The sequence below is a fragment of the Ureibacillus thermosphaericus genome, assembly GCF_002370195.2.
GTDB lineage: Bacteria > Bacillota > Bacilli > Bacillales_A > Planococcaceae > Ureibacillus > Ureibacillus thermosphaericus.
In genome coordinates, this window is sequence record NZ_AP018335.1 from 1,123,791 (window position 1) to 1,150,371 (window position 26,581).

Annotated in this window: 22 protein-coding genes; 20 read left to right on the top strand and 2 right to left on the bottom strand. The window is 37.8% G+C overall.

Features of this window, described 5'->3' with window-relative positions:
• The first annotated feature begins 195 nt into the window (after positions 1-195).
• On the top strand, positions 196-1,395 hold the full coding sequence (locus tag UtA1_RS05455; RefSeq protein ID WP_096550300.1) for a polysaccharide deacetylase family protein: 1,200 nt from the start codon (positions 196-198) through the stop codon (positions 1,393-1,395).
• A gap of 44 nt (positions 1,396-1,439) precedes the next feature.
• On the opposite strand, the gene UtA1_RS05460 is transcribed toward UtA1_RS05455, so the two are convergent.
• Positions 1,440-1,625: a 2-hydroxymuconate tautomerase gene (locus tag UtA1_RS05460; RefSeq protein WP_016837291.1), complete on the bottom strand. Its 186-nt coding sequence runs from the start codon at positions 1,623-1,625 to the stop codon at positions 1,440-1,442.
• A gap of 70 nt (positions 1,626-1,695) precedes the next feature.
• On the opposite strand from UtA1_RS05460, the gene UtA1_RS05465 reads away from it, so the two are divergent.
• Positions 1,696-2,217, top strand: a complete 522-nt coding sequence (locus UtA1_RS05465; protein WP_016837290.1) for a YwhD family protein — start codon at positions 1,696-1,698, stop codon at positions 2,215-2,217.
• Between the two features lie 303 nt (positions 2,218-2,520).
• Here UtA1_RS05465 and UtA1_RS05470 read toward each other — a convergent pair whose 3' ends face one another.
• Positions 2,521-4,578, bottom strand: a complete 2,058-nt coding sequence (locus tag UtA1_RS05470; protein ID WP_096550301.1) for a transglycosylase domain-containing protein — start codon at positions 4,576-4,578, stop codon at positions 2,521-2,523.
• 285 nt (positions 4,579-4,863) lie between these two features.
• Here UtA1_RS05470 and speB point away from each other — a divergent pair, with 285 nt between their 5' ends.
• The 18 genes from speB to icmF all read left to right on the top strand — a co-directional run bounded on the left by speB (position 4,864) and on the right by icmF (position 26,541).
• Positions 4,864-5,736, top strand: coding sequence for an agmatinase (gene speB / locus UtA1_RS05475; protein ID WP_096550302.1), 873 nt, complete (start codon positions 4,864-4,866; stop codon positions 5,734-5,736).
• A 200-nt stretch (positions 5,737-5,936) separates the two neighbouring features.
• Positions 5,937-6,374 carry a DUF1934 domain-containing protein gene (locus UtA1_RS05480; RefSeq protein ID WP_096550303.1) on the top strand — a complete coding sequence of 146 codons (438 nt, stop codon included), beginning with the start codon at positions 5,937-5,939 and terminating at the stop codon, positions 6,372-6,374.
• Positions 6,371-8,038, top strand: a complete 1,668-nt coding sequence (gene argS, locus UtA1_RS05485) for an arginine--tRNA ligase (protein ID WP_096550304.1) — start codon at positions 6,371-6,373, stop codon at positions 8,036-8,038. The genes UtA1_RS05480 and argS overlap by 4 nt, the downstream gene beginning before the upstream one ends.
• 318 nt (positions 8,039-8,356) lie before the next feature.
• On the top strand, positions 8,357-9,529 hold the full coding sequence (locus tag UtA1_RS05490) for an acyl-CoA dehydrogenase family protein (RefSeq protein ID WP_096550305.1): 1,173 nt from the start codon (positions 8,357-8,359) through the stop codon (positions 9,527-9,529).
• 18 nt (positions 9,530-9,547) lie between these two features.
• Positions 9,548-10,426 (top strand): transporter substrate-binding domain-containing protein, encoded by an 879-nt coding sequence (locus tag UtA1_RS05495; protein ID WP_096550306.1) that lies wholly within the window; start codon positions 9,548-9,550, stop codon positions 10,424-10,426.
• Positions 10,427-10,499: 73 nt separating this feature from the next.
• The gene (locus UtA1_RS05500) at positions 10,500-11,213 is read left to right on the top strand and encodes an amino acid ABC transporter permease (protein WP_096550307.1); all 714 of its coding nucleotides are present in this window, start codon (positions 10,500-10,502) and stop codon (positions 11,211-11,213) included.
• Positions 11,214-11,228: 15 nt separating this feature from the next.
• A complete protein-coding gene (locus tag UtA1_RS05505) occupies positions 11,229-11,933 on the top strand; it encodes an amino acid ABC transporter permease (protein WP_096550308.1) in 705 nt (234 codons plus the stop codon).
• 15 nt (positions 11,934-11,948) lie between these two features.
• Positions 11,949-12,704 (top strand): amino acid ABC transporter ATP-binding protein, encoded by a 756-nt coding sequence (locus UtA1_RS05510; protein WP_016837281.1) that lies wholly within the window; start codon positions 11,949-11,951, stop codon positions 12,702-12,704.
• A 292-nt stretch (positions 12,705-12,996) separates the two neighbouring features.
• Positions 12,997-13,209, top strand: a complete 213-nt coding sequence (locus UtA1_RS05515) for a hypothetical protein (protein WP_197722746.1) — start codon at positions 12,997-12,999, stop codon at positions 13,207-13,209.
• On the top strand, positions 13,199-13,612 hold the full coding sequence (locus tag UtA1_RS05520) for an ATP-binding cassette domain-containing protein (protein WP_197722747.1): 414 nt from the start codon (positions 13,199-13,201) through the stop codon (positions 13,610-13,612). Before UtA1_RS05515 ends, UtA1_RS05520 begins: the two co-directional genes overlap by 11 nt.
• A gap of 15 nt (positions 13,613-13,627) precedes the next feature.
• Entirely contained in the window at positions 13,628-14,188 is a 561-nt protein-coding gene (locus UtA1_RS05525; protein ID WP_016837278.1) for a cob(I)yrinic acid a,c-diamide adenosyltransferase, read from the top strand.
• A 280-nt stretch (positions 14,189-14,468) separates the two neighbouring features.
• The gene (locus UtA1_RS05530) at positions 14,469-16,619 is read left to right on the top strand and encodes a (Fe-S)-binding protein (protein ID WP_096550309.1); all 2,151 of its coding nucleotides are present in this window, start codon (positions 14,469-14,471) and stop codon (positions 16,617-16,619) included.
• A 1,420-nt stretch (positions 16,620-18,039) separates the two neighbouring features.
• On the top strand, positions 18,040-19,227 hold the full coding sequence (locus UtA1_RS05535; protein WP_096550312.1) for an acetyl-CoA C-acetyltransferase: 1,188 nt from the start codon (positions 18,040-18,042) through the stop codon (positions 19,225-19,227).
• 23 nt (positions 19,228-19,250) lie between these two features.
• Complete coding sequence (locus UtA1_RS05540) at positions 19,251-20,102, top strand: 3-hydroxybutyryl-CoA dehydrogenase (RefSeq protein WP_096550313.1); 852 nt, start codon at positions 19,251-19,253, stop codon at positions 20,100-20,102.
• A 15-nt stretch (positions 20,103-20,117) separates the two neighbouring features.
• The gene (locus tag UtA1_RS05545) at positions 20,118-21,248 is read left to right on the top strand and encodes an acyl-CoA dehydrogenase (RefSeq protein ID WP_016837274.1); all 1,131 of its coding nucleotides are present in this window, start codon (positions 20,118-20,120) and stop codon (positions 21,246-21,248) included.
• A 60-nt stretch (positions 21,249-21,308) separates the two neighbouring features.
• On the top strand, positions 21,309-22,448 hold the full coding sequence (locus UtA1_RS05550) for an acyl-CoA dehydrogenase (protein WP_016837273.1): 1,140 nt from the start codon (positions 21,309-21,311) through the stop codon (positions 22,446-22,448).
• 5 nt (positions 22,449-22,453) lie between these two features.
• Positions 22,454-23,089: a TetR/AcrR family transcriptional regulator gene (locus tag UtA1_RS05555; protein WP_096550314.1), complete on the top strand. Its 636-nt coding sequence runs from the start codon at positions 22,454-22,456 to the stop codon at positions 23,087-23,089.
• 158 nt (positions 23,090-23,247) lie between these two features.
• Complete coding sequence (gene icmF / locus UtA1_RS05560; RefSeq protein WP_016837271.1) at positions 23,248-26,541, top strand: fused isobutyryl-CoA mutase/GTPase IcmF; 3,294 nt, start codon at positions 23,248-23,250, stop codon at positions 26,539-26,541.
• Positions 26,542-26,581: the final 40 nt, after the last annotated feature.

A 26,581-nucleotide genomic window follows, 5' to 3' on the forward strand; every position in this document is an offset into this window, starting at 1 on the left:
AATAACATATCAAAAAAACATTATTTTCTCCTTGGAGAAAATGATGTTTTTTAGATTTGTCCCAACCTCTTCTTTTTGCTTAATTCACGAATTAATCATGGGGATATGGAAGATTTAAAGTTTTCTGTAATGATTTAGAAATTATATTATAATAGGATAATAATATATTTAATATTTTTAGAAAGGATTAACGACATGAAAATCGCTCATAAAATTATCGCTTTATTGCTTCCGCTTGTTTTTATGGCTATAAATATGGGGGAAGCAAGTACGGTTCGTTATGCCGTCCCATTGCAGGATAACGTCAAAATTTTTGATAATCGTACTGGTGAATTTATTCCTGTTGCCACCATGAAAAAAGATCAGCCGCTTGTTATTAATAAAGAATATGAACAAGATTGGTGGGAAATAAAATTTGGAAACGGCTATGCCTATATAAGTAAAAGCGATGTTTATCAATCAGAAACATGGACAACCCGTAACGTCAATACAAATGCAAAAAATTCAAATCAAACGGTATTAATCAATTACGATTTAGAAGTATATGATAATACTTCCGGAAAATTAGTTCCAATGGTATCCATTAAGGCAGGATTACGATATCCGGTGATTAGTGAGTTCGGAAACTTCTGGAAGGTAGATGTTGGCGGTCGAATTGGCTATATGCCAAAAGCAAGAACAAGTGTTGATAACGGTATACCGATATTGATGTACCACCATATTTTAACACCGGAAGAAAAAGCAAATTCTGTATATGCGAATGCTTCAACAACGATCACAACAACAGAATTTAACAGCCAGATGGAGTGGTTGAAGAAAAATCAGTTTGAGACGATTTCGCTATATGACTTAGAACGATATTTACATAAACAAGTTAATCTCCCTGCGAAAGCAGTTGTGCTGACCTTTGATGATGGGATTACAAGTATTAGGGAATATGCATATCCAGTGTTAAAGCAATATGGCTTCATTGCGGAACAATTTATTATTACGAGTAGAATTCCGAAATCAAAACAGCCTTTTCAATGGGACACGCTGCGTTTTTTCAGTCAACAAGATATGGATGAGATGAGCGATGTCTTTCACTACGGTAGCCATACCCACAACTTACATAGTTTAATCGGTAATAAAGCGAAGGGGCTTACAGTTTCAAGCGAAGAATTATATGAAGACTTATTAACAAGTCAAAATATTTTAGGTACATATTATTTTGCCTATCCTTTTGGTCAGTATGATCAACGCTTTATTGATACAGTGAAAAAAGCAGGTTATCGAATGGCTGTTTCTACGAGAAGAGGAAAAGTGAATTTAGGGGAAGATTTATACACACTCGAGCGTTTAGGAATTGAGCCGGGGCTTTCCATTAATGAATTTGCAAAAAAAGTGAGCAATTAAAAAATTTGAGGGTGCCGAATTGGTCACCCTCATCCTTTTGTACATTACTTATCTGAAGCGCGAACGCCGCCTGTAGCATAATGATTTTTAGACATTTCTTCAATAATAATTGTTACCGCTTCAGGTTTTGCATTAATTGTTTCAACTAGAGCTTCTGTTACTTTTTCAACCATCGCCTTTTTCTGTTCATCTGTGCGACCTTCTAACATTTTGATTGTAACTACTGGCATGACGCAACCTCCTAGTGGATAAATTTGAAGTATAATCATTATAATAGGTTTAAATGGAGGGGATGACAATATGACAAACGAAGAAAAACCAAAACAAAAAATGTCTTTTACCATTATAAAAAACGATCCAACAGATGGTCATAAAGGATTTGGAATAGGTACAATATCATTGGAGAATGTAACGCCAGTATTTATTGATATAGAAGAAAAACATGCATTTATCGATATGGGAGCAATGCATGCCAAGAGTGAAGTGGAAAAACGCATTAAATTTACGACAAACCGTGAAGATTCAGCTGGCGGTAAACCATATTGGCTTGTATGGGTCACTGTCGATATAAAAGAAGATGGACCATATTACGCAGGGGTTGCAGCATGCGAAATGGTTGTCAATAAAGAAAAGCGCAGAGGTTATAAGATACTTGCCGACCATGTAAATAAAATGGACAAATCATTAAAACGCAAAATTGTTGTCGATCATATGGATGATGATTCGAAAAAAATATTGGCGGATTTTCTACAAAATCACGATCTCGGCATGTGGGAACGAAGCAGTCAACAATTAAAAGATGAATTAGCTATAAAAAAATAAAAAATATATATACAGCAGATTTTATTGTCAATAGGATTTGTGAAAAAAGTATCTAAAAGTGTCAGATTTGTGACGAAACGTTGTAATATTCATTCCTTTGTTGAAACCATTCTAAAAAATAAGTACACTGAATTTATAGCTGAAATAATAGTATAGCTAGGACAAGGACATTTAGTAGATAGAGTAGAATCAATGTGGCATTTTATGTTCCCAAGCAAAATGTCTCATTTATCTCTGTTTACGAAAAAAGCTTTCTCTTTCGTGAAAATTCCAAGAAAGAGAAAGCTTATTTTTTTATCTTTTTTAATTAAACAAACCTTTTAATGACTCGAATGGAAATAATTCAAAAAGACCATTCCAACCATCTTCATGAAAGAAATCAAAGTCTGTACATTTTTTCGTCGGAATATCTTCTTCCTTTAAATACATGAGACGTTGTTTTGGGCATGCGTCTGTCGCAAGTTTACCCGTTTCAATATCAATCATAACCCCTCTGACGCCTTTTGGTACTTCAAAAGATTCATTCGGTTTATCACGATGAACGGCCTCCATAAAATCAATCCATACTTGTTTATGGGCGGACATATCGGAAGAAGAAGATAACGTTTTTCCTTGATCATAGCCGTTCCAAACTCCTGTCGTAATGGAAGGACTATAACCAATCAACCATTGATCTGAAACCGTTGTTCCCGATTTTGCCGCATACGTATGCGTCATTCTTGAACGAAGGGAAACCCCAGTTGCAGGGGAATAATCACTGAATATCGGGTCAAAAATGCCTGTCATCATTTGAGTTAATAGGAAAGCATCTTGTTCAGAAATGACTTGTTCTTCAGAAGGTTCTTCATATTCATACACAAGTTCGCCTTCCGCATTATGAATTGATAGAATTGTAGTCGGTTTTCGATATTGCCCTTTTGCAGCAATGATATTGTAAGCATTTGTTAAGTCATATAACGAGTTTTCAATCGTTCCGAGCGCCATGGATGGATTGTCTTTGTTGGAATATCTTAAATTAAATCTTTCAGAGATTTCTCGGAATTTATCGTAGCCGATTTGTTCTAATGTTTTAACTGCGTAAATGTTATCTGAAATCGCAATCGCCTGAGCCATCGACATGTCGCCATCTGCAAATTTTCCATTGACGTTTTGTGGCTTGTAGGTAGCCCGTCCATCATCGTAAGTAAAAATCGTTTCACCTACGTCTAAATAGGTGAGCGGTGTAAAGCCATTTTCCAGTGCTGCTGCATACAGGATTGGTTTTATTGCAGAACCTGGTTGACGAAGTGCTTGTGTTACGCGATTATAGGAACTTTCTCGATAATTACGTCCACCGACAAGGGCGGTTACTTGGCCAGTTTCTACATCCATGCTGACAAGTCCCACTTGTAATTCATTATCAGGCATATTTTTATTAATTGCCTCTTCAGCAGCCTTTTGGTGAGCTTGGTTTAATGTCGTTTTAATAATCCAGCCCCCTTCTCGAATATTGAGTTTTTTCTCTTCCAAAATTTTCGTCGCTTCTTGCCACACAACATCCAAGAAATAAGGCGCAATCGTTTTAGAAGCAGTCCATTGATCATTTTTTAACACGATGTTTTCAGATAATGCTCGTTCCTTTTCTGCACTTGAAATTTTATTTTGATCTTCCATTAACGATAAGATTAACTTTTGACGATTAAAGGCTTTGTCATAATTATTAAGAGGAGAATAGATACTTGGCCCTTTAGGGATGCCCGCAAGCAAAGCAGATTCAGCTAACGTTAAATCGCTTGCGGATTTACCAAAGTAATATCTACTTGCTGCTTCAGCTCCATACATGCCGTGACCATAGTTCACTGTATTCAAATAGGCTTCTAGTATTTCATCTTTAGAATAAAAGAGTTCCAAACGATATGCGTAAAGTGCTTCCATTATTTTACGAGACCATGTTTTTTCTAAAGTTAAATATAGATTCCGTGCTAATTGCTGGGTGATTGTACTTGCACCTTCCGCTTTACTGCGCGTTTTTAAGTCATTTAAAACGGCACTCGCAATTCTTGAATAATCAAAACCATTATGTTGATAGAAATCTTTATCTTCCACTGCAATCGTTGCCTCTATTAAATAAGGTGAAATTTCATCTAGTTCTTTCCAATATCGACGTTCAGCAGTAAAATAATCGCCAATTTGATTGCCGTTCCGGTCTAAGAATACGGATGCTTTCGTTATGATGAGTGGTGGAGCTCCAGCAACTTGCGCATAGATTCTTAAACCTACAAACGATACGACAATTGCACATAGAAAGGCAATCAAGTAAAAAGCAATATTTCGAATCTTTTTTTTCCGTCGAATATGTCGCTGATAACTACGTCTATCCATCCATTTCACCTCTTTTCAATCAACTAATTATAGTATGGACTTGAAATTTACTGTTTAATCGAAAATATACATAAAAAAACTGTTGCCTTTTGTCTAAAAACGTCTATACTTTTTCTGTATGAAAATTGTTTCATCTTGAAATGAAGTTTTTGTTTTCGTAATCAATAGTGAATACGAAAAATGTCGAATAAAGTTCCGGATTCTTTTGGATTCGAAATTTTCAGCTTTCAAGTAATAGGTACTAGAATTAGTGTAAGTAAAAGATGAATAGAGTAGGTGATTCATATGAGATTTGACGAAACATATTCTGGCAATGTTTTTATAAAAAGCCATCCTAATTACGAAGAATCAAAGGCAGTCCTATATGGTATGCCGATGGATTGGACAGTAAGTTTCCGCCCAGGTTCTCGCTTCGGTCCCGCAAGAATTCGTGAAGTTTCTGTTGGATTGGAAGAATATAGCCCATATCTAGACCGTGAATTAGAAGAAGTAAAATTTTTCGATGCAGGGGATATTCCACTTCCATTTGGGAATGCTCAAAAATCATTAGATGAAATTGAAAAGTTTGTAAAGAAAGTGTTAGCAGATGGGAAAATTCCTATCGGCATGGGTGGAGAGCATTTAGTGTCTTGGCCTGTAATGAAAGCTGTTTATGAAAAATACCCAGATTTAGCCATCCTTCATTTTGATGCTCATACGGATTTGCGCACAGATTATGAAGGAGAGCCATTAAGCCATGCTACGCCAATCCGAAAAATTGCGGAATTGATTGGTCCTCATAATGTATATTCTTTCGGTATTCGTTCTGGACTTAAAGAAGAATTTGAATGGGCGAAAGAAAACGGCATGTATATTGCGAAATTTGAAGTGTTAGAGCCTTTAAAAGAAGTACTTCCAACGCTTAAAGGTCGCAACGTTTATATCACGACGGATATCGATGTGCTAGATCCTGCATTTGCTCCTGGTACTGGTACAGTAGATTGCGGCGGCATTACATCAAAAGAACTGCTTGCATCAATCCATGAAATTGCAAGAAGTGAAGTAAATGTCGTTGGTTTTGACTTAGTAGAAGTAGCTCCTGTATACGACCACTCTGAAATGACAGCCAATACTGCTTCCAAACTATTAAGAGAAATGATTCTAGGTTGGATTAAATAAAAATCTTGATGCGATTAAAGTTCATTGGAAAACTTTAATCGCTTTTTTATTTGATATTTTTTCCTAATCAGAAGGAAAACCGTTTAAAATGAAGCCAAAGCCTTGATATTTTTGAATTTTCATTCGTTCCCTTGAAATTTCTTGCAAGGCAATAATATAATGTATAAGTTATAGTAATACATAAGGAGTGCCCACAGGAAATGAGTGTTGAAAAAAACGTAAAAATAAAAGTCATTTCGACGATTTGCCCAATTGAAGGGGACGAGGAAACATATGAACTGTGGCTTCAAGGTGTTTGGCTAAAAAAGAACGGTAAAATGTATTTACGCTATGAAGAAATAATAGAAGACCTAACAATTCGTACAACAGTAAAAATGAATAACGACGATGCACTCATTTTGCGAAGTGGAGCTGTCAACATGCGGCTGCCTTTTAGCACAGAATGTAAACAAAATGGTCACTACGACACAATGTATGGCACGTTGCCATTGCAAACAAAAACTTATCACCTAGGGTTCGAACATGTAGATGAAGATAATATAAGTGGCAGATTTAATGTGCAATATGATTTAATTATTAGTGGACAATCAGTCGGTCATTATACATTGGAAATACAATACACGGAGGGACAAGCATGAATGCAGTAGGACAATTGCAAGAATCATTGAAAAACGCTTTAAAAGCTGCTGTTTTAAAAGCGCAAATTTTAGAAGAAGGAACGGATTTTCAAGTTCATATTGAAGTGCCAAAAGATCAAACAAAAGGTGACTTCGCAACAAACTTGGCGATGCAACTAACGAAGCTAGCAAAAAAACCCCCACGCCAAATAGCAGAAGCAATTGTTGAAAATTTAGAAACAGAAGGAACTGATATTGAAAAAGTTGAGATTGCAGGACCGGGCTTCATCAACATCTTTGTTCGCAAAGATTTCCTTGCAGATATTGTAAAAGCGGTGTTCGAACAAGGTGAAAATTATGGTCGCTCAAATAGCGGAGGCGGAGAAAAAATTCAAGTGGAGTTTGTATCGGCGAATCCAACAGGTGACCTTCACTTAGGACATGCTCGCGGTGCTGCATTCGGCGACTCCCTTTGCAATGTTTTAGATTTTGCTGGATATGACGTTACTCGTGAATATTACATTAACGATGCGGGAAATCAAATTAACAACTTGGCTTATTCCCTAGAAGCGCGTTACAAACAAGCGTTGGGACTTGATGCGGAAATGCCGGAAGATGGCTACTATGGCCAAGACATTATCGAGATTGCAAACAAACTTGTTGAACGATACGGCGATTCTATTTTAGAAAAATCCGATGAAGAACGTTTTAACTTCTTCCGTGAAAATGGATTAGCTCTTGAATTAGAAAAATTGAAAAAGGACTTAGAAAACTTCAGAGTTCGATTTGATGTATGGTATTCCGAAACTTCATTATATAAAAGTGGAAAAATTGACCACGCTTTAAATAAATTAAGAGAAAACGGCCACGTTTATGAACAGGATGGAGCGACTTGGTTCCGCTCAACAACATTTGGCGACGATAAAGACCGCGTTCTCATTAAATCAGACGGTTCATACACATACTTAACACCAGATATTGCATACCATGAAGATAAAATCCAACGAGGCTTCGATAAACTGATTAACGTATGGGGAGCAGACCATCATGGTTATATTCCGCGTATGAAAGCGGCAATTCAAGCTCTTGGCTATGACCGTGATAAATTAGAAGTCGAAGTCATCCAAATGGTGCAGCTTTATAAAAACGGCGAAAAATATAAAATGAGTAAACGTACAGGTAATGCTGTAACAATGCGTGAGCTGGTGGAAGAAGTAGGGCTTGATGCAGTACGATACTACTTCGTGAAAACCGCTTGCGATTCCCATATGGACTTTGACCTTGATCTTGCAGTTGCAGAATCAAACGAAAACCCTGTATACTACGCACAATACGCTCATGCACGTATTTGTTCTATTTTGCGCAGTGCAGAAGAACAAGGATTCCAAGCGTCATTAGAAAACTTACATTTATTAACGGATGAAAAATCAGAGGAAGTGTTGAAAAAGGTAGGTACTTTCCCACAAATCGTAGCAGAAGCAGCAAAACATCGCACTCCTCACCGCATTGCGAACTATACTCAAGAATTAGCAGCGGCATTCCACAGCTTCTACAACGCGGAAAAAGTGTTAAATCCGGATAATAAAGAATTAACAGAAGCGCGTCTCTCATTAATTCAAGCTGTTCGAGTAACTCTTGCCAACGCATTAAGACTAATCGGCGTTTCAGCACCAGAAAAAATGTAATTTGTTTTAAACCAGCTTCATAATAGGGGCTGGTTTTTTTCTTTTGTATTCTTATAAAATTTATAGGAATTATATTGACATTGAATGTACGATTGAGTAAAATTTGATTAATATAAATCCAACTAAACAAGTTGGTATTAAGTGATTGATAAAGATGTAGTTTCTATAAAATAACAATTCCGACTAATGAACTAAGAATATATTGACTAATAATGTCGAAAAAAGTAAAATCATGACGTAGTAAATATCATTAAGTTGAGTTTTTTTGTTGGAAAAATAAGAGATCCCTTTTTATTGTGAAAGGCAGGTAAATCTTACTTGAAAGAACTATTTATTAAAACCGAAAAACAACGGGAATGGCTTGAAAAGTTAGCTGTTTTAGAAAAAGGTATAAAAGAAAATGCCCAACGAAACGATGAAGAATCGATTTTCCCTCATGAAAATATAAAAAGGTTACGTGAGATTGGATATCCAAAAGTTACTTTGCCTACAGAATATGGTGGCGAGGGGATGAATGTTTATGATGCCATATTACTGCAAGAAACGTTAGGTAGTTATGATGGCAGTACAGCTCTTTCTATTGGATGGACTCTGCTCACGGTAGGGGATGTATATGAAACGAAAAGCTGGGCAGAAGAAAAGCTTAAAGAATTTGCAAACGATGTAAAAAACGGAGCAATCATCAATAAAATTTTCAGTGAAGTCATTACAGGAAGTCCAGTCCGTGGTGGCCGTCCTGGAACAAGCGCTGTTAAGAAAGGAAACAAGTGGGTGATCAATGGTCGTAAAGCTTATGCAACATGTTCACCTGAGTTAGATTATTTCTTAGTAACCGCTTGGATTCAAGAAATTGAAAATATCGGAAACTTCCTAATTCATAAAGATACAGAAGGCCTTTCAATCGATGAAACTTGGGACGTAATAGCCATGAAATCGACTGGCAGTCACGATCTAGTTTTAGAAAATGTAGAAGTAGATGAATCAAATTTAGTAGAAATTCCGAAATACCAAACAGGCTTTAAATTGAATGGATGGCTATTAATCATTCCAGCTACATATCTAGGAATTGCGCAAGCAGCACGCGATTATGCAGTGGAATTTGCCAATACACACTCACCAAATAGCATTAAAGGAACGATTGCAACATTGCCGAACGTTCAAGCATTAATTGGAGAAATTGATTTGCTACTGATGCAAGCTCGCTATACCCTTTATGGTGCAGCCCAAAGTTGTATCGATTTAATGCAAAAAGGTGAAATTTCAACAGAAGACGCTGCCAACATTGCAAATGCAGTCAATGTAGCAAAATATACCGTTACAAATAATGCAATTCAAGTCGTGGATAAAGCAATGCGCGTGGTAGGAGCAAGAAGTTTACAACGCAACAATCCGCTTCAACGATATTATCGCGATGTTCGCGCAGGACTTCATAATCCACCAATGGATGATTTAACAATAAAAAAATTAGCAGAATCAGCATTAAAATTATAATTTTAGGAGGAAACAACAATGAATTTTAAAAAATTTTTTAAATTAGGAGCGATTGGTTTACTAGCAGCATCCCTTGCTGCATGTGGTGGCGGAGATGAAAAATCTACTGATAAAGAAACTTCCCAAGATTCATCGGATGTGAAAAAAATTAAAGTCGCTTATGCAATTTCTTGGAAGCCGATTACGTATCAAGATGAAAACGGTGAACCAGCAGGATACGAATTAGATATGCTAAGACTTGTTGATGAAAAATTGGAAGACTATGAATTTGAATATATCGGAACTACAGATGATGATTTATTAATCGGTGTAGAACAAGGGAAATACGATTTAGGGGTTAAAAACATTTTCTATACAGATGAACGTGCAGAAAAATATGTTTTCCCTAAAGAATTCACAGGATTAAGCAGCGTTGGATTACTATTGAAAAAAGAAAATGAACATATTAAAGATTTATCCGATTTCGCAGCTGCTGGTTTAGAATTAGCTCCAATTGCAGCTAATAACGCTCAATACACAGTAGTAGCGAAATACAACGAAGAAAATCCAGATAACCCAGTGAAATTAGTTGCTGGCGATACATTTGCTGTGGACGCTGTACAATGGGTAAACGAAGGACGTGCAGATGGTGCAATTGCACTTGAACCAGTTATCGATAAACAAATCAACGATCCAGAAGGTCCATACCATAATCTAAAAGACGAAGTAGTGTATAACGAGTTCACTGTTATCAAAACTTGGACACTATTTAACAAAAACAATCAAGAATTGGCAGATGCTTTCGACGAAGTAATTAAAGAAATTAAACAAACAAATGCATTAAACGAATTAATGGTTAAACACTATGGACGTGACCTATTTGAAGTATTAGAAAGAGTAGAAGGTCAGTCTAAATAATCATCTTGATATACGGGCTGTTGGGTACCAATCACCTTACAGCCTTCATTTTTTCATGAAAAGTGGTGAGAGAATGTTTGAAAAGTATTTTGATATTGGCTATTTATGGGGAGCATTTCCGCAATTATTGCCATACTTAAAAATCACTTTTGCTGTGGCGGGTCTTGCCGTATTCTTTGGTACATTGCTTGGCTTAGTCTTAGCCTTTATGAAAATGGGCAAAAGTAAGGTGCTGCAAGTAATCGCCCATGGATATACAACGATTATGCGTTGTACGCCATCCATCGTTCTATTGTTTTTAGTCTACTATGGTGTTCCATTTTTAGCAGATTCATTGTTTAATGTGAATTTACAAAATATTTATACAGGTGTTTTTGTCGTTATTACGTTCTCATTACAATTTGCAGCCATGATGTCTGAAGTGATTCGTTCCGCAATTCAATCCATTGATAAAGGACAATTTGAGGCGGCGGTAAGTGTTGGGCTGACGCCATGGCAAGCATACAGACGCATCATTTTCCCACAAGCTTTTGTTGTAGCTCTTCCTAACTTCGGAAACGGTCTAATTGCCATTTTACAAGAAGGGGCATTAGCTTACACAATTGGATTTATCGACATTGTTGGAAAAGCAAACTTGATTATTGCAAGTAACTTTAATTCCCATGCGTTAGAAATATACATTGCATTAGCCGTGATTTATTGGGTTATTTCCATTGTCATTGAAAAAATATTCGAACTCCTTGAAAAAACTTTCAGCAAAGGTTCCCGCTCGATAAAGGCATCGTAGGAGGTGGAGTAACAAATGTTAAATATAGAATTTTTAATCGATACGTTTTTCGTTGCATTATCAGGCGTGCCGATCGCATTGCTTGTGACTGTTGTTGCTCTTGCGATTGCTTTGCCGATCGGGTTTTTCTTCGCTTTAACAAGAATTAATAAAATTCCGGTACTGAATCAACTAGCGAAAATTTATGTATCATTCGTTCGCGGTACGCCAATCATTATCCAAATTTTTGTTTTATATAGTTTTATACCGATTCTATTAAATATGACGTTTGAAAAATATAACATCGATTATGAAGTGTATAAAATTCATCCGATATGGTATGCATTCGTTATTTTCGCTTTCAACAAGTCAGCCGTTTTAATTGAAGTATTCCGCTCGGCCTTATCGACTGTTGAAAAAGGACAATTGGAAGCTGCCTATTCTGTCGGTTTAACGACAGCTCAAGCATATCGAAGAATTATTATTCCGCAAGCTCTTGTCTCTGCCTTGCCAAACATTGCGAATACAACGGTAAACTTAATTAAAGCAACCTCATTAGGTTATGCCATCTCCTTACAAGAGATTACATTAAAGGCAAAAGTAGCAGCAAACTTTGGTTATAACTATTTGGAAGCATATATTGATATTTTCATTGTCTATTTAATTATTTGTATTGCGGTCGAACAATTATTTAAGTATTTAGAGAAACGGTTAAGCCGTTACAAAGTTGCCAATGCTTAAGGAAGGAGGCAAATAATGTTAGAGATTAAAGACATTCATAAATCCTTTGGTAAAAATGAGATTTTAAAAGGTGTAGATTTAAAGATCAATAAAGGGGACGTTGTAGTCATTCTAGGTCCAAGTGGTTCCGGGAAAACGACACTGCTTAGATGCATTAACTTTTTAGAAAGAGCAGATAAAGGAACTGCAAGATTCGGGGACTTAGAAGTAGATTTAAAAAATGCGACGAAAAAAGAAGTGCAACAAGTACGTAAAAAAACTGCCTTCGTATTCCAAAACTATAATTTATTTAACAATAAAACGGCCATTGAAAACGTAATGGAAGGGTTAGTTATTGCTCGCAAAGTGCCGAAAGCCGAAGCGAGAGAAATTGCGAAAAAAGCATTAGATAAAGTCGGTTTATCCGAAAAATACGACTATTATCCAAGCCAGCTATCAGGAGGGCAGCAACAGCGTGTTGGAATTGCTCGAGCTGTCGCTTTAAACCCGGATATTATTTTATTTGACGAGCCAACATCCGCTCTTGACCCAGAACTAGTAGGGGAAGTATTAAATACGATGAAAGAGATTGCCAATGAAGGTACGACGATGCTTGTTGTTACCCATGAGATGGGCTTTGCAAAAGACGTCGCAAATAAAGTGATTTTCATGGACGGCGGTGTGATTGTTGAAGAAGGTACACCGCATGATATTTTTGTTTCGCCTAAAGAGATTCGAACAAAACAATTTTTACGTCGTGTATTGCCAGGGTCTTTTGATTACGAAATTTAATCTTCATTTAATGAAACGCTCTCATGTTATAGATTTGAGAGTGTTTTTTTGTACCTTTTTCTGTTTTTTAGAATTCGTACGATAATGCTTAAAGAATAAGCTATAATTAAGAATAATTAGGATGAAATTTTCTGGGTGAAGAGCGCACAATCTTTGAGGGAGCAAGGTACGCATGTTGGCTATCTGTTTCTCGTTTTATGGCGGGAGCTTTTTTATTTTTCAAAAGTTGATACGAATCAATTGGAGGACGTATGGAAACTTACGATACATAATTTAGAGGGGGAGAGGATAGATGGTGAAGAAAAAATTATTACTCGCTTACGGCTCCTCTATTTTTCTATTACTTATAAACTTTTGGTTTGGGGTATCAATTGGTTCTGTTGATATTCCATTATCATCTTTATGGAATGAAGAAATCAATCCGAGAGCATTTAGTATTTTATGGAATATTCGCATGCCATTTAGATATTGCACATCAAAAACAAATTTTGGATATGATACGTAAAGAAGTGACGGAACATGGTTTAACCGTTGTATCGGTATTTCATGATATCAATTTAGCTTCCCTATATTGCGATCATTTATTGCTCATGGAGGCTGGGAGCGTAAAAGCATACGGTGAGCCTCATGAAGTAATTATTGAACAGCAAATCATGGATATATATGAAGCGCGTATTTCAACGCAAGCCCATCCTGAGCAACCGAAACCGCAAATGGCAATTCTCCCAGATTTTGAAGAGCGGAGAAAGGAAAAATCCGTTTCCTTATCCAATATACAAAAGGGAGAGGATTACATTGCCTTTATTGCTGAATTGCCTTTAAAAGTGTTGTCATCAGCGGTTCATAATGCAGGTTTAGGATGGTATGCGACAAGGGTAAGCAACGGTGGAAGCCATTCAAATTTATAAAAGGGAGATGGAACGATGAAAATTTATACAAAAACAGGGGATCAAGGGAAAACGAGTTTAATTGGTGGTCGAGTTAGTAAAGACCACGTTCGTGTGGAAGCGTATGGAACAATCGATGAATTGAATTCATTTATTGGTAAAGCTGTAACGGAATTAGATCCAAATAAATTTCAAGATATTCTGAAGGATCTTGAAACAATCCAACACGAACTTTTTGATTGCGGTGGGGATTTAGCAAATGTCATGAAAGAAAGAAAATACAAATTGCAGGAAGCTTCCGTAGAGGCGTTAGAAAAACGTATTGATGTACTTTCTGAGGAAGTGCCACCAATTAAACGATTTATTTTGCCAGGCGGATCACCGGCAGCAGCAACACTCCATATTGCTCGAACGGTGACAAGACGCGCAGAGCGACAGGTAGTTACGCTGATGAATGAAGTAGAAGATGTCCCAGGAGTAATTCAAAAATATTTAAATCGTCTTTCAGATTATTTCTTTGTTGCTGCTCGTGCCGTTAATTATCGCTTGAATGTAAAAGATGTGGAATATATTCGAGGCGGCGATGTATTTCGATAATACTGTATATTAAAATATTGAATTTGCTATAGTAAAAAAAATCCAAGTGTGAAATTTTTTATGTTGCGCTTGGATTTTTGTATTTTAGGCAATATTTTTGTAAAAATTTCTACTTTTTTAATTGTGTAAAATTATATATCATATTTAGTAAATATAGTATTCTAGTTCAACCGGCTAAAAATTTAGAAATTTTCGAATAGTTGTTGACTGAATGCTCATTCATAATTAAAATGAATGATATAAATTGTTGTGTTCACATGACAAACAAGGGGGATTAGATATGAATGGTTTTTTGCTAGTGAACGGGTTATTATTTATAGCCGTTGTTCTGTATGCAGTTTATCTGTTTGTTTATTCAGTGAAAACAAGATTAGAATATATTAAACTTGGTAAAAAAGAAGAGTTGGAAATCAGTTTCAAAGAGCGATTTGAGAATTTTTGGATTAACGTTCTTGGACAAAACAAATTGTTCAAAGATCGTAAAAGTGGTGTAATGCACCTTATTTTGTTTTATGCATTTTTTATTATTCAATTAGGATTAATTGAATTAATCATCAAAGGATTTATTCCAGGATATACATTTCCGTTAGGAGCTCTTCATCCATTCTTCACGTTTATGCAAGAGTGGACGATGTTTTTAATGTTATGTGCTCTTGTTTATGCAGCTTATCGCCGTTATGGTGAAAAGCTAACACGTTTACAATGGAAAAGAGATAAGAAAGCGGCTTTTGTATATATTGCGTTAATTACACTATGTCTTTCTATTTTCCTTGCTCTAGGTTTTGAAACGGTTGCACATGAAAATGAGCCGAATTTTGTCATTGCTCCATTTTCAGGTATATTTGCATTCCTTTTTGGCGGCTTAAGCCCGGTAGTTGCAAATGTGCTATTTAATGTATTTTGGTGGGTACATATGTTAGCGGTGTTCACATTCCTCGTATTTGTACCCCAATCTAAACAATTCCACGAAGTATTTGTTACGATTGGTCTTTTCTTCAAAAGAGCAGGAAAAGCTGGTCGCTTGCGCAAAATCGACTTCGAGGATGAAGAAGCAGAATCATTTGGTGTTGGAAAAATTGAAGATTTTACAAGAATCCAATTGTTAGACTTATATTCTTGTGTAGAATGCGGACGTTGTACAAATATGTGTCCAGCATCCGGCACTGGAAAAATGTTATCGCCAATGGATTTAATTGTTAAACTACGTGACCATTTAACGTATACTGGTGCCGTTGTGACAAAGAAAAAACCTTGGGTGCCAACGTTAGTTTGGAATAAAACGAAAGGTAATCAACTGGCAATGGCGGCAGGTGCTGAAGGTGCGGTCATTGAAGATATTTATTCTCCATCATTAATTGGTGATATTATTACAGAAGAAGAGATTTGGGCTTGTACAACTTGCCGAAATTGTGAAGATCAATGTCCAGTAATGAATGAGCATGTTGATAAAATTATCGATTTACGCCGTTATTTAACGATGACAGAAGGAAAAATTAATCCTGATGCACAACGAGCGTTAAATAATATTGAGCGCCAAGGAAATCCATGGGGGCTTAACCGTAAAGAAAGAGAGAACTGGCGTGACTCAGATTCAACTGTTCACATTCCAACAGTAAAAGAAGCAATGAAATCTGAAGAAGGCTTCGAATATTTATTCTGGGTAGGTTCCATGGGTTCATTCGATAACCGTTCACAAAAAATCGCGATGTCTTTCGCTAGATTATTAAATGCAGCGGGTGTTAAATTTGCGATTTTAGGAAATAAGGAGAAAAACTCTGGTGATACACCGAGACGTCTTGGAAACGAGTTTTTATTCCAAGAACTAGCTCAAGGAAACATTCAAGAGTTCGAGAAATATGGCGTGAAAAAGATTGTAACAATCGATCCACACGCATACAACATCTTCAAAAATGAATATAAAGATTTCGGATGGGAAGGGGAAGTTTATCACCATACGGAATTGTTATACAAGCTCATTGAGGAAGGCAAGCTTGTATTGAACCACCGTGTGGATGAAACAATCGTATTCCACGATTCCTGCTATTTAGGACGCTATAACAACGTATATGATGCGCCACGTGAAATTTTAAAAGCGATTCCTGGCGTGAAATTAGTAGAGATGGAACGCAACCGTGAAACAGCAATGTGCTGCGGTGCAGGCGGTGGATTAATGTGGATGGAAGACCGTGTAGGAAATCGCATTAACGTTGCTCGTACAGAACAAGCATTAGCGACAAATGCATCTGTGATTTCTTCAGGCTGTCCATACTGCTTAACGATGCTTACAGACGGCACGAAAGCAAAAGAAGTGGAAGACAAAATCGGAACATATGATGTATGTGAATTGTTAGAACGATCTGTCTTCGGAGAAAGAGCAAAAGAAATCGAATCGGGTGAATCATCACAAGAAGAAACTGTAGAAGTACAGTAAAAATGTTTGAAGGGGCTGTTCAGAAAGTCGAACACTTTCTGAACAGCCTTACTTCTTATAGGAATATTCTCTTAAAAACTTTGCTCCTGCGGTGGTCACATCAAACGCGCCTCCTCGTCGCAATTTATCTGCGGCTAAGCATGTGCGACAGCCGCAATTTATCTGCGGCGAAAGCTCTAGCGACAGCCGCAAAGAGGGCATCTCAAAATGACTTTTCAGACGCCCCTTTTCGATTTGGGAGTTTGGATGCAAACCCGTCTTTTAGAAATCGTGTGTATTGGTGTTGGCTATTAAATGCGCAAGTTTGACTATTATCTTTTGAAGAATGGCTATTATTATCAGGAAGTTGACTATTATCGTAAATGTCGGAAACAATATTTGTTCCCCTTGGCAATTATGTATTCGACTTTGACTATTATCTTTAGAAAGTTGACTATAATGTGATGGATTTTGACTATTATCTCGTCCGTCAGCGATTGTTTTTATAGGATTGGCTATTAAGTACACAGCTTTGACTATTATCTTTTGAAGAATGGCTATTATTATCAGGAAGTTGACTATTATCGTAAATGTCGGAAACAATATTTGTTCCCTTGGCAATTATGTATTCGACTTTGACTATTATCTTTAGAAAGTTGACTATAATGAGATGGATTTTGACTATTATCTCGTCCGTCAGCGATTGTTTTTATAGGATTGGCTATTAAGTACACAGCTTTGACTATTATCTTTTGAAGAATGGCTATTATTATTAGGAAGTTGACTATTATCGTAAATGTCGGAAACAATATTTGTTCCCCTTGGCAATTATGTAAACGACTTTGACTATTATCTTTAGAAAGTTGACTATAATGTGATGGATTTTGACTATTATCTCGTCTGTCAGAGATTGTTTTTATAGGATTGGCTATTAAGTACACAGCTTTGACTATTATCTTTTGAAGAATGGCTATTATTATCAGGAAGTTGACTATTATCGTAAATGTCGGAATCAATATTTGTTCCCTTGGCAATTATGTATTCGACATTGACTATTATCCTTTGAAGATTGACTATAATTCTTTTGAATTAGACAATTAGCGAATTCTTTGGGAATAAAAATATTGATTCACGAGGAGGTTAAAGTATTGGCGAGGCGAGTACATCCAATAAGGATAAAGAGAGGTATTTGGGGTATAAATATTATACTGAAATATTAAATTGCTAGAAAAATAAGAAAAATCGATTGCTAATCTACTTAATTTTCAGTAAAATAATAGGGAGAATAGAAAAGGGAGTTCTAAACAACTCCGCTTTTTCTTATGATTAATACTGAGCGAGCGTTCAATCGATTATCAACACTCAGTACTACTATTATTGTATTTAACAAAATAATAAAACATTCAAGATTTACGCACGTTTCGATAAAGGGGTGGAATGTTTGAAAACAGTTATATTAGAGGGTGCAAGAACACCTTTTGGCAAATTCGGTGGCGCATTATCAACTCTTACTGCTTCTGATCTTGGAGGTATTGCCATTAAAGAAGCATTGAAAAGGGCAGATGTCAAGGTGGATCAAGTGGATGAAGTAATTATGGGTACGGTTCTTCAAGCAGGGCAGGGACAAATTCCTTCTCGCCAGGCAGCAGCAAAAGCGGGAATTCCTTGGTCAGTAAAAACAGAAACAATCAACAAAGTTTGTGCATCAGGTATGAGAAGTGTGACACTTGCTGATCAATTAATTCGCCTAGGTGAAGAAGAAGTCATTGTTGCTGGGGGAATGGAATCGATGTCCAATGCTCCGTATTACTTGCAAAAGGGTCGTTGGGGATTACGCATGGGAGATTCAACAGTTGTTGATGGCATGATTTATGATGGCCTATCTTGTTCCTTCCATCCAGATAAGGTTCATATGGGGACTTATGGAAACGGAACAGCGAAGGAATTCAACATCTCAAGAGAAGAACAAGATGCATGGGCATTGCGTAGCCATCAATTAGCAATCCGAGCGATTGATGAAGGGAAATTGGCTGAAGAAATCGTTCCGGTAGAAGTAAAAACTCGCAAAGATACATTAGTTGTAAAAGAAGATGAGGCGCCTCGCAGAGAAACATCATTGGAAGCGCTAGCAAATTTAAAACCTGCTTTCGACCGAGACGGCACAATTACTGCTGGAAATGCTCCGGGAGTAAATGATGGCGCTTGTGCACTTGTATTAATGAGTGAGAAAAAAGCGAAGGAAGAAGGACGCACACCGCTCGCGTATGTATTAGCTCATGCGGAAGTTGCTGTTGAGCCAGAAAACTTCCCACAAACTCCAGGACTTGTGATTCGTGAAATTTTAAATAAAACAAACAAAACGATTGATGAAATTGACTTAATTGAAATTAATGAAGCCTTTGCAGCAGTTGCTCTTGTAAGCAACCAAATTGCTGGACTCGATCCAAACAAAGTGAATGTAAACGGAGGAGCGGTTGCATTAGGTCATCCAATTGGTGCTTCAGGTGCAAGAATCATTTTAACTCTTTGCTACGAATTAAAACGTCGTGGTGGTGGAATTGGCATCGCAGCTATTTGCTCTGGCGGTGGTCAAGGGGATGCCATCATGGTAGAAGTACCGAAAAATTAATTCAAACAAATGGGGGAAAAGAAATGGCAATTAAAAAAGTAATGGTTGTTGGTGCTGGACAAATGGGTTCAGGCATTGCTCAAGTATGTGCTACAGCAGGATTTGAAGTAAAATTAAACGACATTAAAGAAGAATACTTTGAACGAGGTCTTACAACAATTACGAAAAATTTGTCTCGCGATGTGGAAAAGGGACGTAAAACTGCTGAAGAAAAAGAAGCGATTTTAAATCGAATTACGAAATCCTTGAGCTTAGAAGATGCTCGTGATGTGGATATTGTAATCGAAGCAGCAACAGAAAATATGGAAATCAAGCAATCTATTTTTAAGCAACTAGATGAAATTGCACCGGAACATGCAATTCTTGCGACAAATACATCTTCACTTCCAATTACGGAAATTGCAGCAGTAACGAAACGACCTGAAAAAGTAATCGGTATGCACTTCATGAATCCAGTGCCAGTTATGAAACTGGTGGAAGTAATTCGCGGTCTTGCAACGGCTGATGAAGTATACAAAACGGTAGAACAAATGGCGATTGAGTTAGGCAAAAAACCGGTAGAAGTGAATGACTTCCCGGGATTTGTATCCAACCGCATTCTCCTACCGATGATTAACGAAGCGATTTATGCACTATATGAAGGCGTTGCGACAAAAGAAGCAATCGACGATGTTATGAAATTAGGCATGAATCATCCAATGGGACCACTTCAACTAGCAGATTTCATCGGTTTAGATACATGTCTATACATTATGGAAATCTTACATGAAGGATTAGGAGATAGCAAATATCGTCCGTGTCCTCTACTTCGCAAATACGTGGCAGCTGGTTGGTTAGGAAAGAAATCAGGCCGCGGTTTCTACATCTACGAATAGCAGGGAGTGAAACCGTTGAATTTGAACTTCACAGAAGAGCAACTCATGATGCGTGATATGGTTCGAGATTTTGCACAAAACGAAATTGCTCCGTTTGTCGAAAAAATGGAAGCAGGTGAATTTCCTAGGCCGATTTTAAACAAAATGGCTGAGCTCGGTTTAATGGGGATTACTGTTCCAGAAGAGTATGGCGGTTCTGGAATGGATTTTATTTCGTATATCATCGCCATTAATGAACTCTCCAAAGTAAGCGCGGTAATTGGTGTTATTCTATCTGTGCACACTTCTGTTGGCACAAATCCAATTCTATATTTTGGAAATGAAGAACAAAAACAAAAATATGTGCCAAAACTCGCAAAAGGAGAATATTTAGGAGCCTTTTGTTTAACAGAACCATCTGCAGGAAGCGATGCTGCTTCCTTAAAAACAAGAGCGGTGAAAAAAGGCGATAAATACATCATCAACGGCTCAAAAATCTTCATCACAAATGGTGGAGAGGCAGATGTTTATATCGTCTTTGCTAAAACAGATCCTGAAAAAGGTTCCCGCGGGGTAACGGCGTTCATTGTTGAAAAAGATACTCCAGGCCTCATCATAGGAAAAGATGAGAAAAAAATGGGCTTACACGGTTCTAGAACAGTTGAACTGAGCTTTGAAAACATGGAAGTGCCGGAAGCAAATCGCCTCGGAGAAGAAGGAGAAGGCTTTAAAATCGCAATGGCAAACTTAGATGTCGGCCGTATCGGGATTGCAGCACAAGCTCTTGGTATTGCAGAAGCGGCTTTAGATGCTGCAGTGAAATATGCAGGCGAGCGTCAACAGTTTGGTAAGCCAATTATTGCGAATCAAGGAATTGGGTTTAAGCTTGCAGATATGGCAACAGCGGTAGAATCTGCAAGACTACTCGTTTATCGTGCGGCAGACCTACGTTCAAAAGGCTTGCCTTGCGGTAAAGAAGCGTCGATGGCGAAGTTGTTTGCATCACAAACAGCGAGAGAAGTGGCAATCGAAGCAGTTCAAGTATTTGGCGGATACGGTTATACAAAAGAGTATCCGGTAGAGCGCTACTTCCGTGATGCAAAAATTACTGAAATTTACGAAGGCACAAGTGAAATTCAACGCATTGTAATTAGCAAACATTTATAAGATTCTGGTACTGTCTCAATATCCAAGTAGAAGTGCCAAACTCAAAAAAGGGGGATAACCATGAATTTCCAATTGTCAGAAGAACATTTACAACTGCGAGAAATGGTACGAGATTTCGCGCTAAATGAAGTAGCACCTACAGCTCAAGAACGTGATGAGCAAGCACGCTTTGATAGAGAAATTTGGGATAAACTAGCGGAACTTGGACTGACAGGAATCCCTTGGCCAGAGGAATACGGTGGAGCTGGCTTTGATTATTTAGCTTATGTAATCGCTGTAGAAGAACTTTCTCGCGTATGTGCGTCAACAGGTGTAACTCTCTCAGCTCATACTTCATTAGCGGGTTGGCCAGTTTATAAATTCGGTACTGAAGAACAAAAGCAAAAATACCTTCGACCTATGGCAGAAGGGAAGAAAATCGGTGCATATTGCTTAACTGAGCCTGGTTCAGGTAGTGACGCGGGCGCGATGAAAACAACAGCTGTTCTGGATGGAGATGAATACGTGCTAAACGGTTCAAAAATCTTCATCACAAATGGTGGTATCGCAGACATCTACATTGTCTTCGCATTAACAAATCCGGAAGCAAAAACAAGAGGAGTTAGCGCCTTTATCGTTGAATCAAGTTTCCCAGGTTTCCAAGTTGGGAAAAAAGAAGACAAAATGGGAATCCGTTCATCACCTACAGCAGAAATTATCTTTGACAACTGCCGAGTTCCAAAAGAAAACTTACTTGGTGCAGAAGGAGAAGGCTTTAAAATTGCAATGCAAACATTAGACGGTGGACGAAACGGAATTGCAGCCCAAGCGGTAGGAATTGCCCAAGGAGCGTTGGATGCAGCTGTTGAATATGCAAAAGAACGCGAACAATTCGGAAAACCAATCGCAGCAAATCAAGGGATCTCTTTCAAACTGGCAGATATGGCTACAGCAGTAGAAGCATCAAGACTATTAACTTATCAAGCAGCTTGGCTAGAATCCGAAGGCTTGCCTTACGGAAAAGCAAGCGCGATGGCAAAATTGATGGCGGGAGATACAGCAATGAAAGTGACGACAGAAGCTGTGCAAGTCTTTGGAGGATACGGTTATACGAAAGAATATCCTGTTGAGCGTTACATGCGTGATGCAAAAATTACGCAAATCTATGAAGGAACGCAAGAGATTCAAAGACTTGTAATCTCTCGCATGTTGACAAAGTAACAGGTATGAGCAAGGAAAAAATTATCGTACAAACTTCCGTCAAAGATGAAAGCCTTATCGAATTAAGACGCCAACAAATCGTTGAAGCAAGCGTTAAATTATTTAAAGAAAAGGGCTTTCATCGTGCAACAACAAGGGAAATAGCCAAAGCTGCTGGATTTAGTATTGGAACATTGTACGAATACATTCGAACGAAAGAAGATGTACTCTATTTAGTTTGTGACCACATCTACAATAAAGTAACGATGTGTTTATCAGACATTTCAACGCAAAAGGGAACAATTGAAGAACTAGAAGAAGCAATTCGACAATACTTCTTGTTAATTGATCGCATGATTGATGAATTTACAGTCATGTATCAAGAGACAAAATCATTGCCAAAAGAAGCAATGCAATACGTATTAAGCAAAGAGCTAGAGATGGTTTCGTTATTTGAGAAAATATTGAAATCTTGCGTGAAATCGGGAGAAATAGAGCTGACAGATCAAGAAATCTATTTAGCAGCAAACCACTTAGTAATCCAAGGACAAAGCTGGGCATTCCGCAAATGGGCGTATCACAAAAAATATACAACTGAAGAATTTATTGCATTGCAAACGAGATTATTCTTATCGGGGATTCTACATTTTCGTGAAAAATAGGGGTAAACACCGCTAAATTGCATACGATACCTTCGTTTGCAAAGCGGTGTTTTATCGCCTCAACCTTATTTTTCTTCGATGTGCATCTTTCATGAAAAGAAGTACACTTTAACAACCGGGAGATTTCGTTCACTTTTAAATGAAAGGGGTTTTATTATATGGTTCAAATGCAAACAGAGAATAAGACATCAAAGACTGAAATAAACCGTCCAACAACGGAAGTATATCGTCCGAAGAATCACGTTCGATTCGTTACAGCATCTAGCCTTTTCGACGGTCATGATGTATCGGTAAACATCATCAGAAGAATCCTTCAAGCAAGCGGGGCAGAAGTAATTCACCTTGGCCATAACCGATCTGTAGAAGAAGTGGTGAACGCAGCGATTCAAGAAGATGCACAAGCTGTTGCTGTTTCTTCTTATCAAGGCGGTCACATGGAGTACTTCAAATACATGTACGACCTGCTTAAAGAAAAAGGGGCACCTCACATCAAAATTTATGGAGGTGGAGGTGGAGTTATATTACCTAGAGAAATAAAAGAACTCCACGACTATGGTATTGCAGGTATTTTCTCACCAGAAGACGGCATGCGCCTTGGGTTGCAAGGAATGGTAAACGAAAAACTCAAAGGAGCAGACTTCTCAACACTGAGAGGGAACTATTTAGAGCTTCTAGATAAATTATCGACAGATCGACCAGAAATATTAGCGAACTTAATTACGGCAGCGGAAGTTGGCGGCGACCCTGAAATTACCGAAATGTTGAAACAAGCTCGCCAAAGAAGCAAAGGAACGCCGGTTGTCGGCATCACCGGAACAGGGGGAGCTGGAAAATCTTCACTTACGGATGAACTTGTACGAAGATTTTTACGAGAGTTCCCAGATAAGCGAATCGCGATTCTCTCTGTTGACCCGACAAAACAAAAAACAGGTGGGGCATTACTTGGTGACCGTATTCGCATGAATGCTATTTTCGATAAACGAGTATATATGAGAAGCCTTGCAACGCGCGGATCTCGTTCAGAACTTTCTGCATCTATCGGCGATATTCTTGATGTGGTGAAAGCAGCGGGCTTTGATTTAATCTTTGTAGAAACAAGTGGAATTGGTCAAGGGGATGCGGAAATTACGAAATATACAGACCTATCCATGTATGTGATGACGAGCGAGTTCGGTGCACCAACACAATTAGAAAAAATCGACATGATTGATTTTGCTGATTTAATCGCTATCAACAAATTTGAGCGAAAAGGTTCTGAAGACGCTCTTCGTCAAGTGCAAAAACAATATCAACGTTCTCATGAATTATGGAACCAACAATTAGACGAAATGCCGGTTTACGGCACAATCGCTAGTCAATTTAACGACAAAGGAACAAACGCTTTATTTGCAGCGCTTGTGAAGAAAATCAACGAAAAATTCGGCTACAATTGGGAAACTTCCTATGAAATCGTCTCTAAAACAGAAAAACAAGATGTGATCATTCCAAATGACCGCCGATTCTATTTGCGCGAAATTGTAGATACAGTTCGCAACTATCATAAAAAAGTAGAGCAACAATCAGAACTTGCAACAAGACTTTACCAAATCGAAGGAACAATCAAAGAATTAAAAGCAAAAAATCCGGATGAGGTTCTTATCAAGTCTCTCGAAACACTAGCGGAAGGAATAAAAAATGAATTAACACCAGAATCTAAACGAATTTTAGAAAACTGGGAGAAAGTAAAAGAAGCATATGCAGGCGAAGAATTTGTAACAAAAATCCGCGATAAAGAAATTCGAACATTACTTACAACAACATCTTTATCCGGAACAAAAATCCCAAAAGTGGCATTACCAAAATTCAAAGACTACGGCGAAATTTTACGCTGGGTATATAAAGAAAATGTTCCTGGTTCCTTCCCGTATACAGCAGGAGTATTTCCATTCAAGCGACAAGGAGAAGATCCGAAACGCCAATTTGCTGGAGAAGGAACACCAGAACGTACAAATAAGCGATTCCACTACTTATCAAAAGATGATCCGGCAAAACGTTTATCAACAGCTTTTGATTCTGTAACGCTTTACGGAGAAGATCCAGATGAACGTCCAGACATTTTCGGAAAAATTGGTGAATCGGGTGTAAGTGTCTGCACGCTTGATGACATGAAAAAATTATTTGAAGGCTTTGATTTGTGCCACCCATCAACATCTGTATCGATGACAATTAATGGTCCAGCGCCAATCATTTTAGCGATGTTCATGAACACAGCGATTGACCAGCAAGTGAAAAAGAAAGAAAAAGAATTAGGTCGCATTTTAACAGTGGAAGAGTTTACAGAAATTAAAGAACAAACGCTACAAGTTGTTCGTGGTACGGTACAAGCGGATATTTTAAAAGAAGACCAAGGCCAAAACACTTGCATCTTCTCAACGGAATTCGCCCTTCGTATGATGGGAGATATTCAAGAATACTTCATTAAACATAAAGTTCGCAACTACTATTCTGTATCAATTTCCGGCTATCACATTGCGGAAGCTGGGGCAAACCCAATTACACAATTAGCCTTTACGCTAGCAAATGGCTTTACGTACGTGGAATATTATTTAAGCCGTGGCATGCACATTGACGATTTTGCACCGAATTTATCATTCTTCTTCTCAAATGGCCTTGACCCAGAATACACAGTGATTGGTCGAGTGGCTCGTCGCATTTGGGCAATTGTAATGCGTGACAAATACGGTGCAAATGAACGCAGCCAAAAGCTGAAATACCATATTCAAACATCTGGACGCAGCTTGCATGCGCAAGAAATTGACTTTAACGATATTCGAACAACGCTTCAAGCATTAATGGCATTACAAGATAACTGTAACTCACTTCATACAAATGCATACGACGAAGCGATTACAACGCCAACAGAAGAATCCGTAAGAAGAGCGATGGCTATTCAAATGATCATTACGAAAGAGCACGGTCTGTCGAAAAATGAAAACCCATTACAAGGCTCATTCATCGTAGAAGAATTAACGGATTTAGTAGAAGAAAAAGTGCTTGAAGAATTTGAGCGAATTAATGACCGTGGTGGCGTTCTTGGAGCGATGGAAACGCAATATCAACGCGGAAAAATTCAAGAAGAATCCATGTATTATGAACAATTGAAACATTCCGGAGAACTACCAATTATCGGTGTGAATACGTACATTAATCCGAATGCTTCCATTGAAGAAATTGATAAATTAGAAGTGGCTCGTGCATCGAAGGAAGAAAAGGAACAACAAATTCGAAACTTACGAGTATTCCAAGACCGCAATAAAGATGAGTGTGCCCAAGCATTAAAACGATTGCAAGAAGTTGCACTTTCTGGCGGCAATATTTTTGAAGAATTAATGGAAACAGTAAAAGTAGCAAGTCTCGGTCAAATTACGAAAGCATTGTACGAAGTTGGCGGCCAATATCGAAGAAACATGTAATCTTTATGGTAGATATTTTTTACAAATATAAAGTGCACAT

What these genes read in the sequence shown, in the direction of transcription:
- UtA1_RS05455 (WP_096550300.1), top strand. Translation starts at nt 196, where the DNA reads ATGAAAATCGCTCATAAAATTATCGCTTTATTGCTTCCGCTTGTTTTT.
- UtA1_RS05460 (WP_016837291.1), bottom strand. Translation starts at nt 1,625, where the DNA reads ATGCCAGTAGTTACAATCAAAATGTTAGAAGGTCGCACAGATGAACAG.
- UtA1_RS05465 (WP_016837290.1), top strand. Translation starts at nt 1,696, where the DNA reads ATGACAAACGAAGAAAAACCAAAACAAAAAATGTCTTTTACCATTATA.
- UtA1_RS05470 (WP_096550301.1), bottom strand. Translation starts at nt 4,578, where the DNA reads ATGGATAGACGTAGTTATCAGCGACATATTCGACGGAAAAAAAAGATT.
- speB (WP_096550302.1), top strand. Translation starts at nt 4,864, where the DNA reads ATGAGATTTGACGAAACATATTCTGGCAATGTTTTTATAAAAAGCCAT.
- UtA1_RS05480 (WP_096550303.1), top strand. Translation starts at nt 5,937, where the DNA reads ATGAGTGTTGAAAAAAACGTAAAAATAAAAGTCATTTCGACGATTTGC.
- argS (WP_096550304.1), top strand. Translation starts at nt 6,371, where the DNA reads ATGAATGCAGTAGGACAATTGCAAGAATCATTGAAAAACGCTTTAAAA.
- UtA1_RS05495 (WP_096550306.1), top strand. Translation starts at nt 9,548, where the DNA reads ATGAATTTTAAAAAATTTTTTAAATTAGGAGCGATTGGTTTACTAGCA.
- UtA1_RS05500 (WP_096550307.1), top strand. Translation starts at nt 10,500, where the DNA reads ATGTTTGAAAAGTATTTTGATATTGGCTATTTATGGGGAGCATTTCCG.
- UtA1_RS05505 (WP_096550308.1), top strand. Translation starts at nt 11,229, where the DNA reads ATGTTAAATATAGAATTTTTAATCGATACGTTTTTCGTTGCATTATCA.
- UtA1_RS05510 (WP_016837281.1), top strand. Translation starts at nt 11,949, where the DNA reads ATGTTAGAGATTAAAGACATTCATAAATCCTTTGGTAAAAATGAGATT.
- UtA1_RS05515 (WP_197722746.1), top strand. Translation starts at nt 12,997, where the DNA reads ATGGTGAAGAAAAAATTATTACTCGCTTACGGCTCCTCTATTTTTCTA.
- UtA1_RS05520 (WP_197722747.1), top strand. Translation starts at nt 13,199, where the DNA reads ATGATACGTAAAGAAGTGACGGAACATGGTTTAACCGTTGTATCGGTA.
- UtA1_RS05525 (WP_016837278.1), top strand. Translation starts at nt 13,628, where the DNA reads ATGAAAATTTATACAAAAACAGGGGATCAAGGGAAAACGAGTTTAATT.
- UtA1_RS05530 (WP_096550309.1), top strand. Translation starts at nt 14,469, where the DNA reads ATGAATGGTTTTTTGCTAGTGAACGGGTTATTATTTATAGCCGTTGTT.
- UtA1_RS05540 (WP_096550313.1), top strand. Translation starts at nt 19,251, where the DNA reads ATGGCAATTAAAAAAGTAATGGTTGTTGGTGCTGGACAAATGGGTTCA.
- UtA1_RS05550 (WP_016837273.1), top strand. Translation starts at nt 21,309, where the DNA reads ATGAATTTCCAATTGTCAGAAGAACATTTACAACTGCGAGAAATGGTA.
- UtA1_RS05555 (WP_096550314.1), top strand. Translation starts at nt 22,454, where the DNA reads ATGAGCAAGGAAAAAATTATCGTACAAACTTCCGTCAAAGATGAAAGC.
- icmF (WP_016837271.1), top strand. Translation starts at nt 23,248, where the DNA reads ATGGTTCAAATGCAAACAGAGAATAAGACATCAAAGACTGAAATAAAC.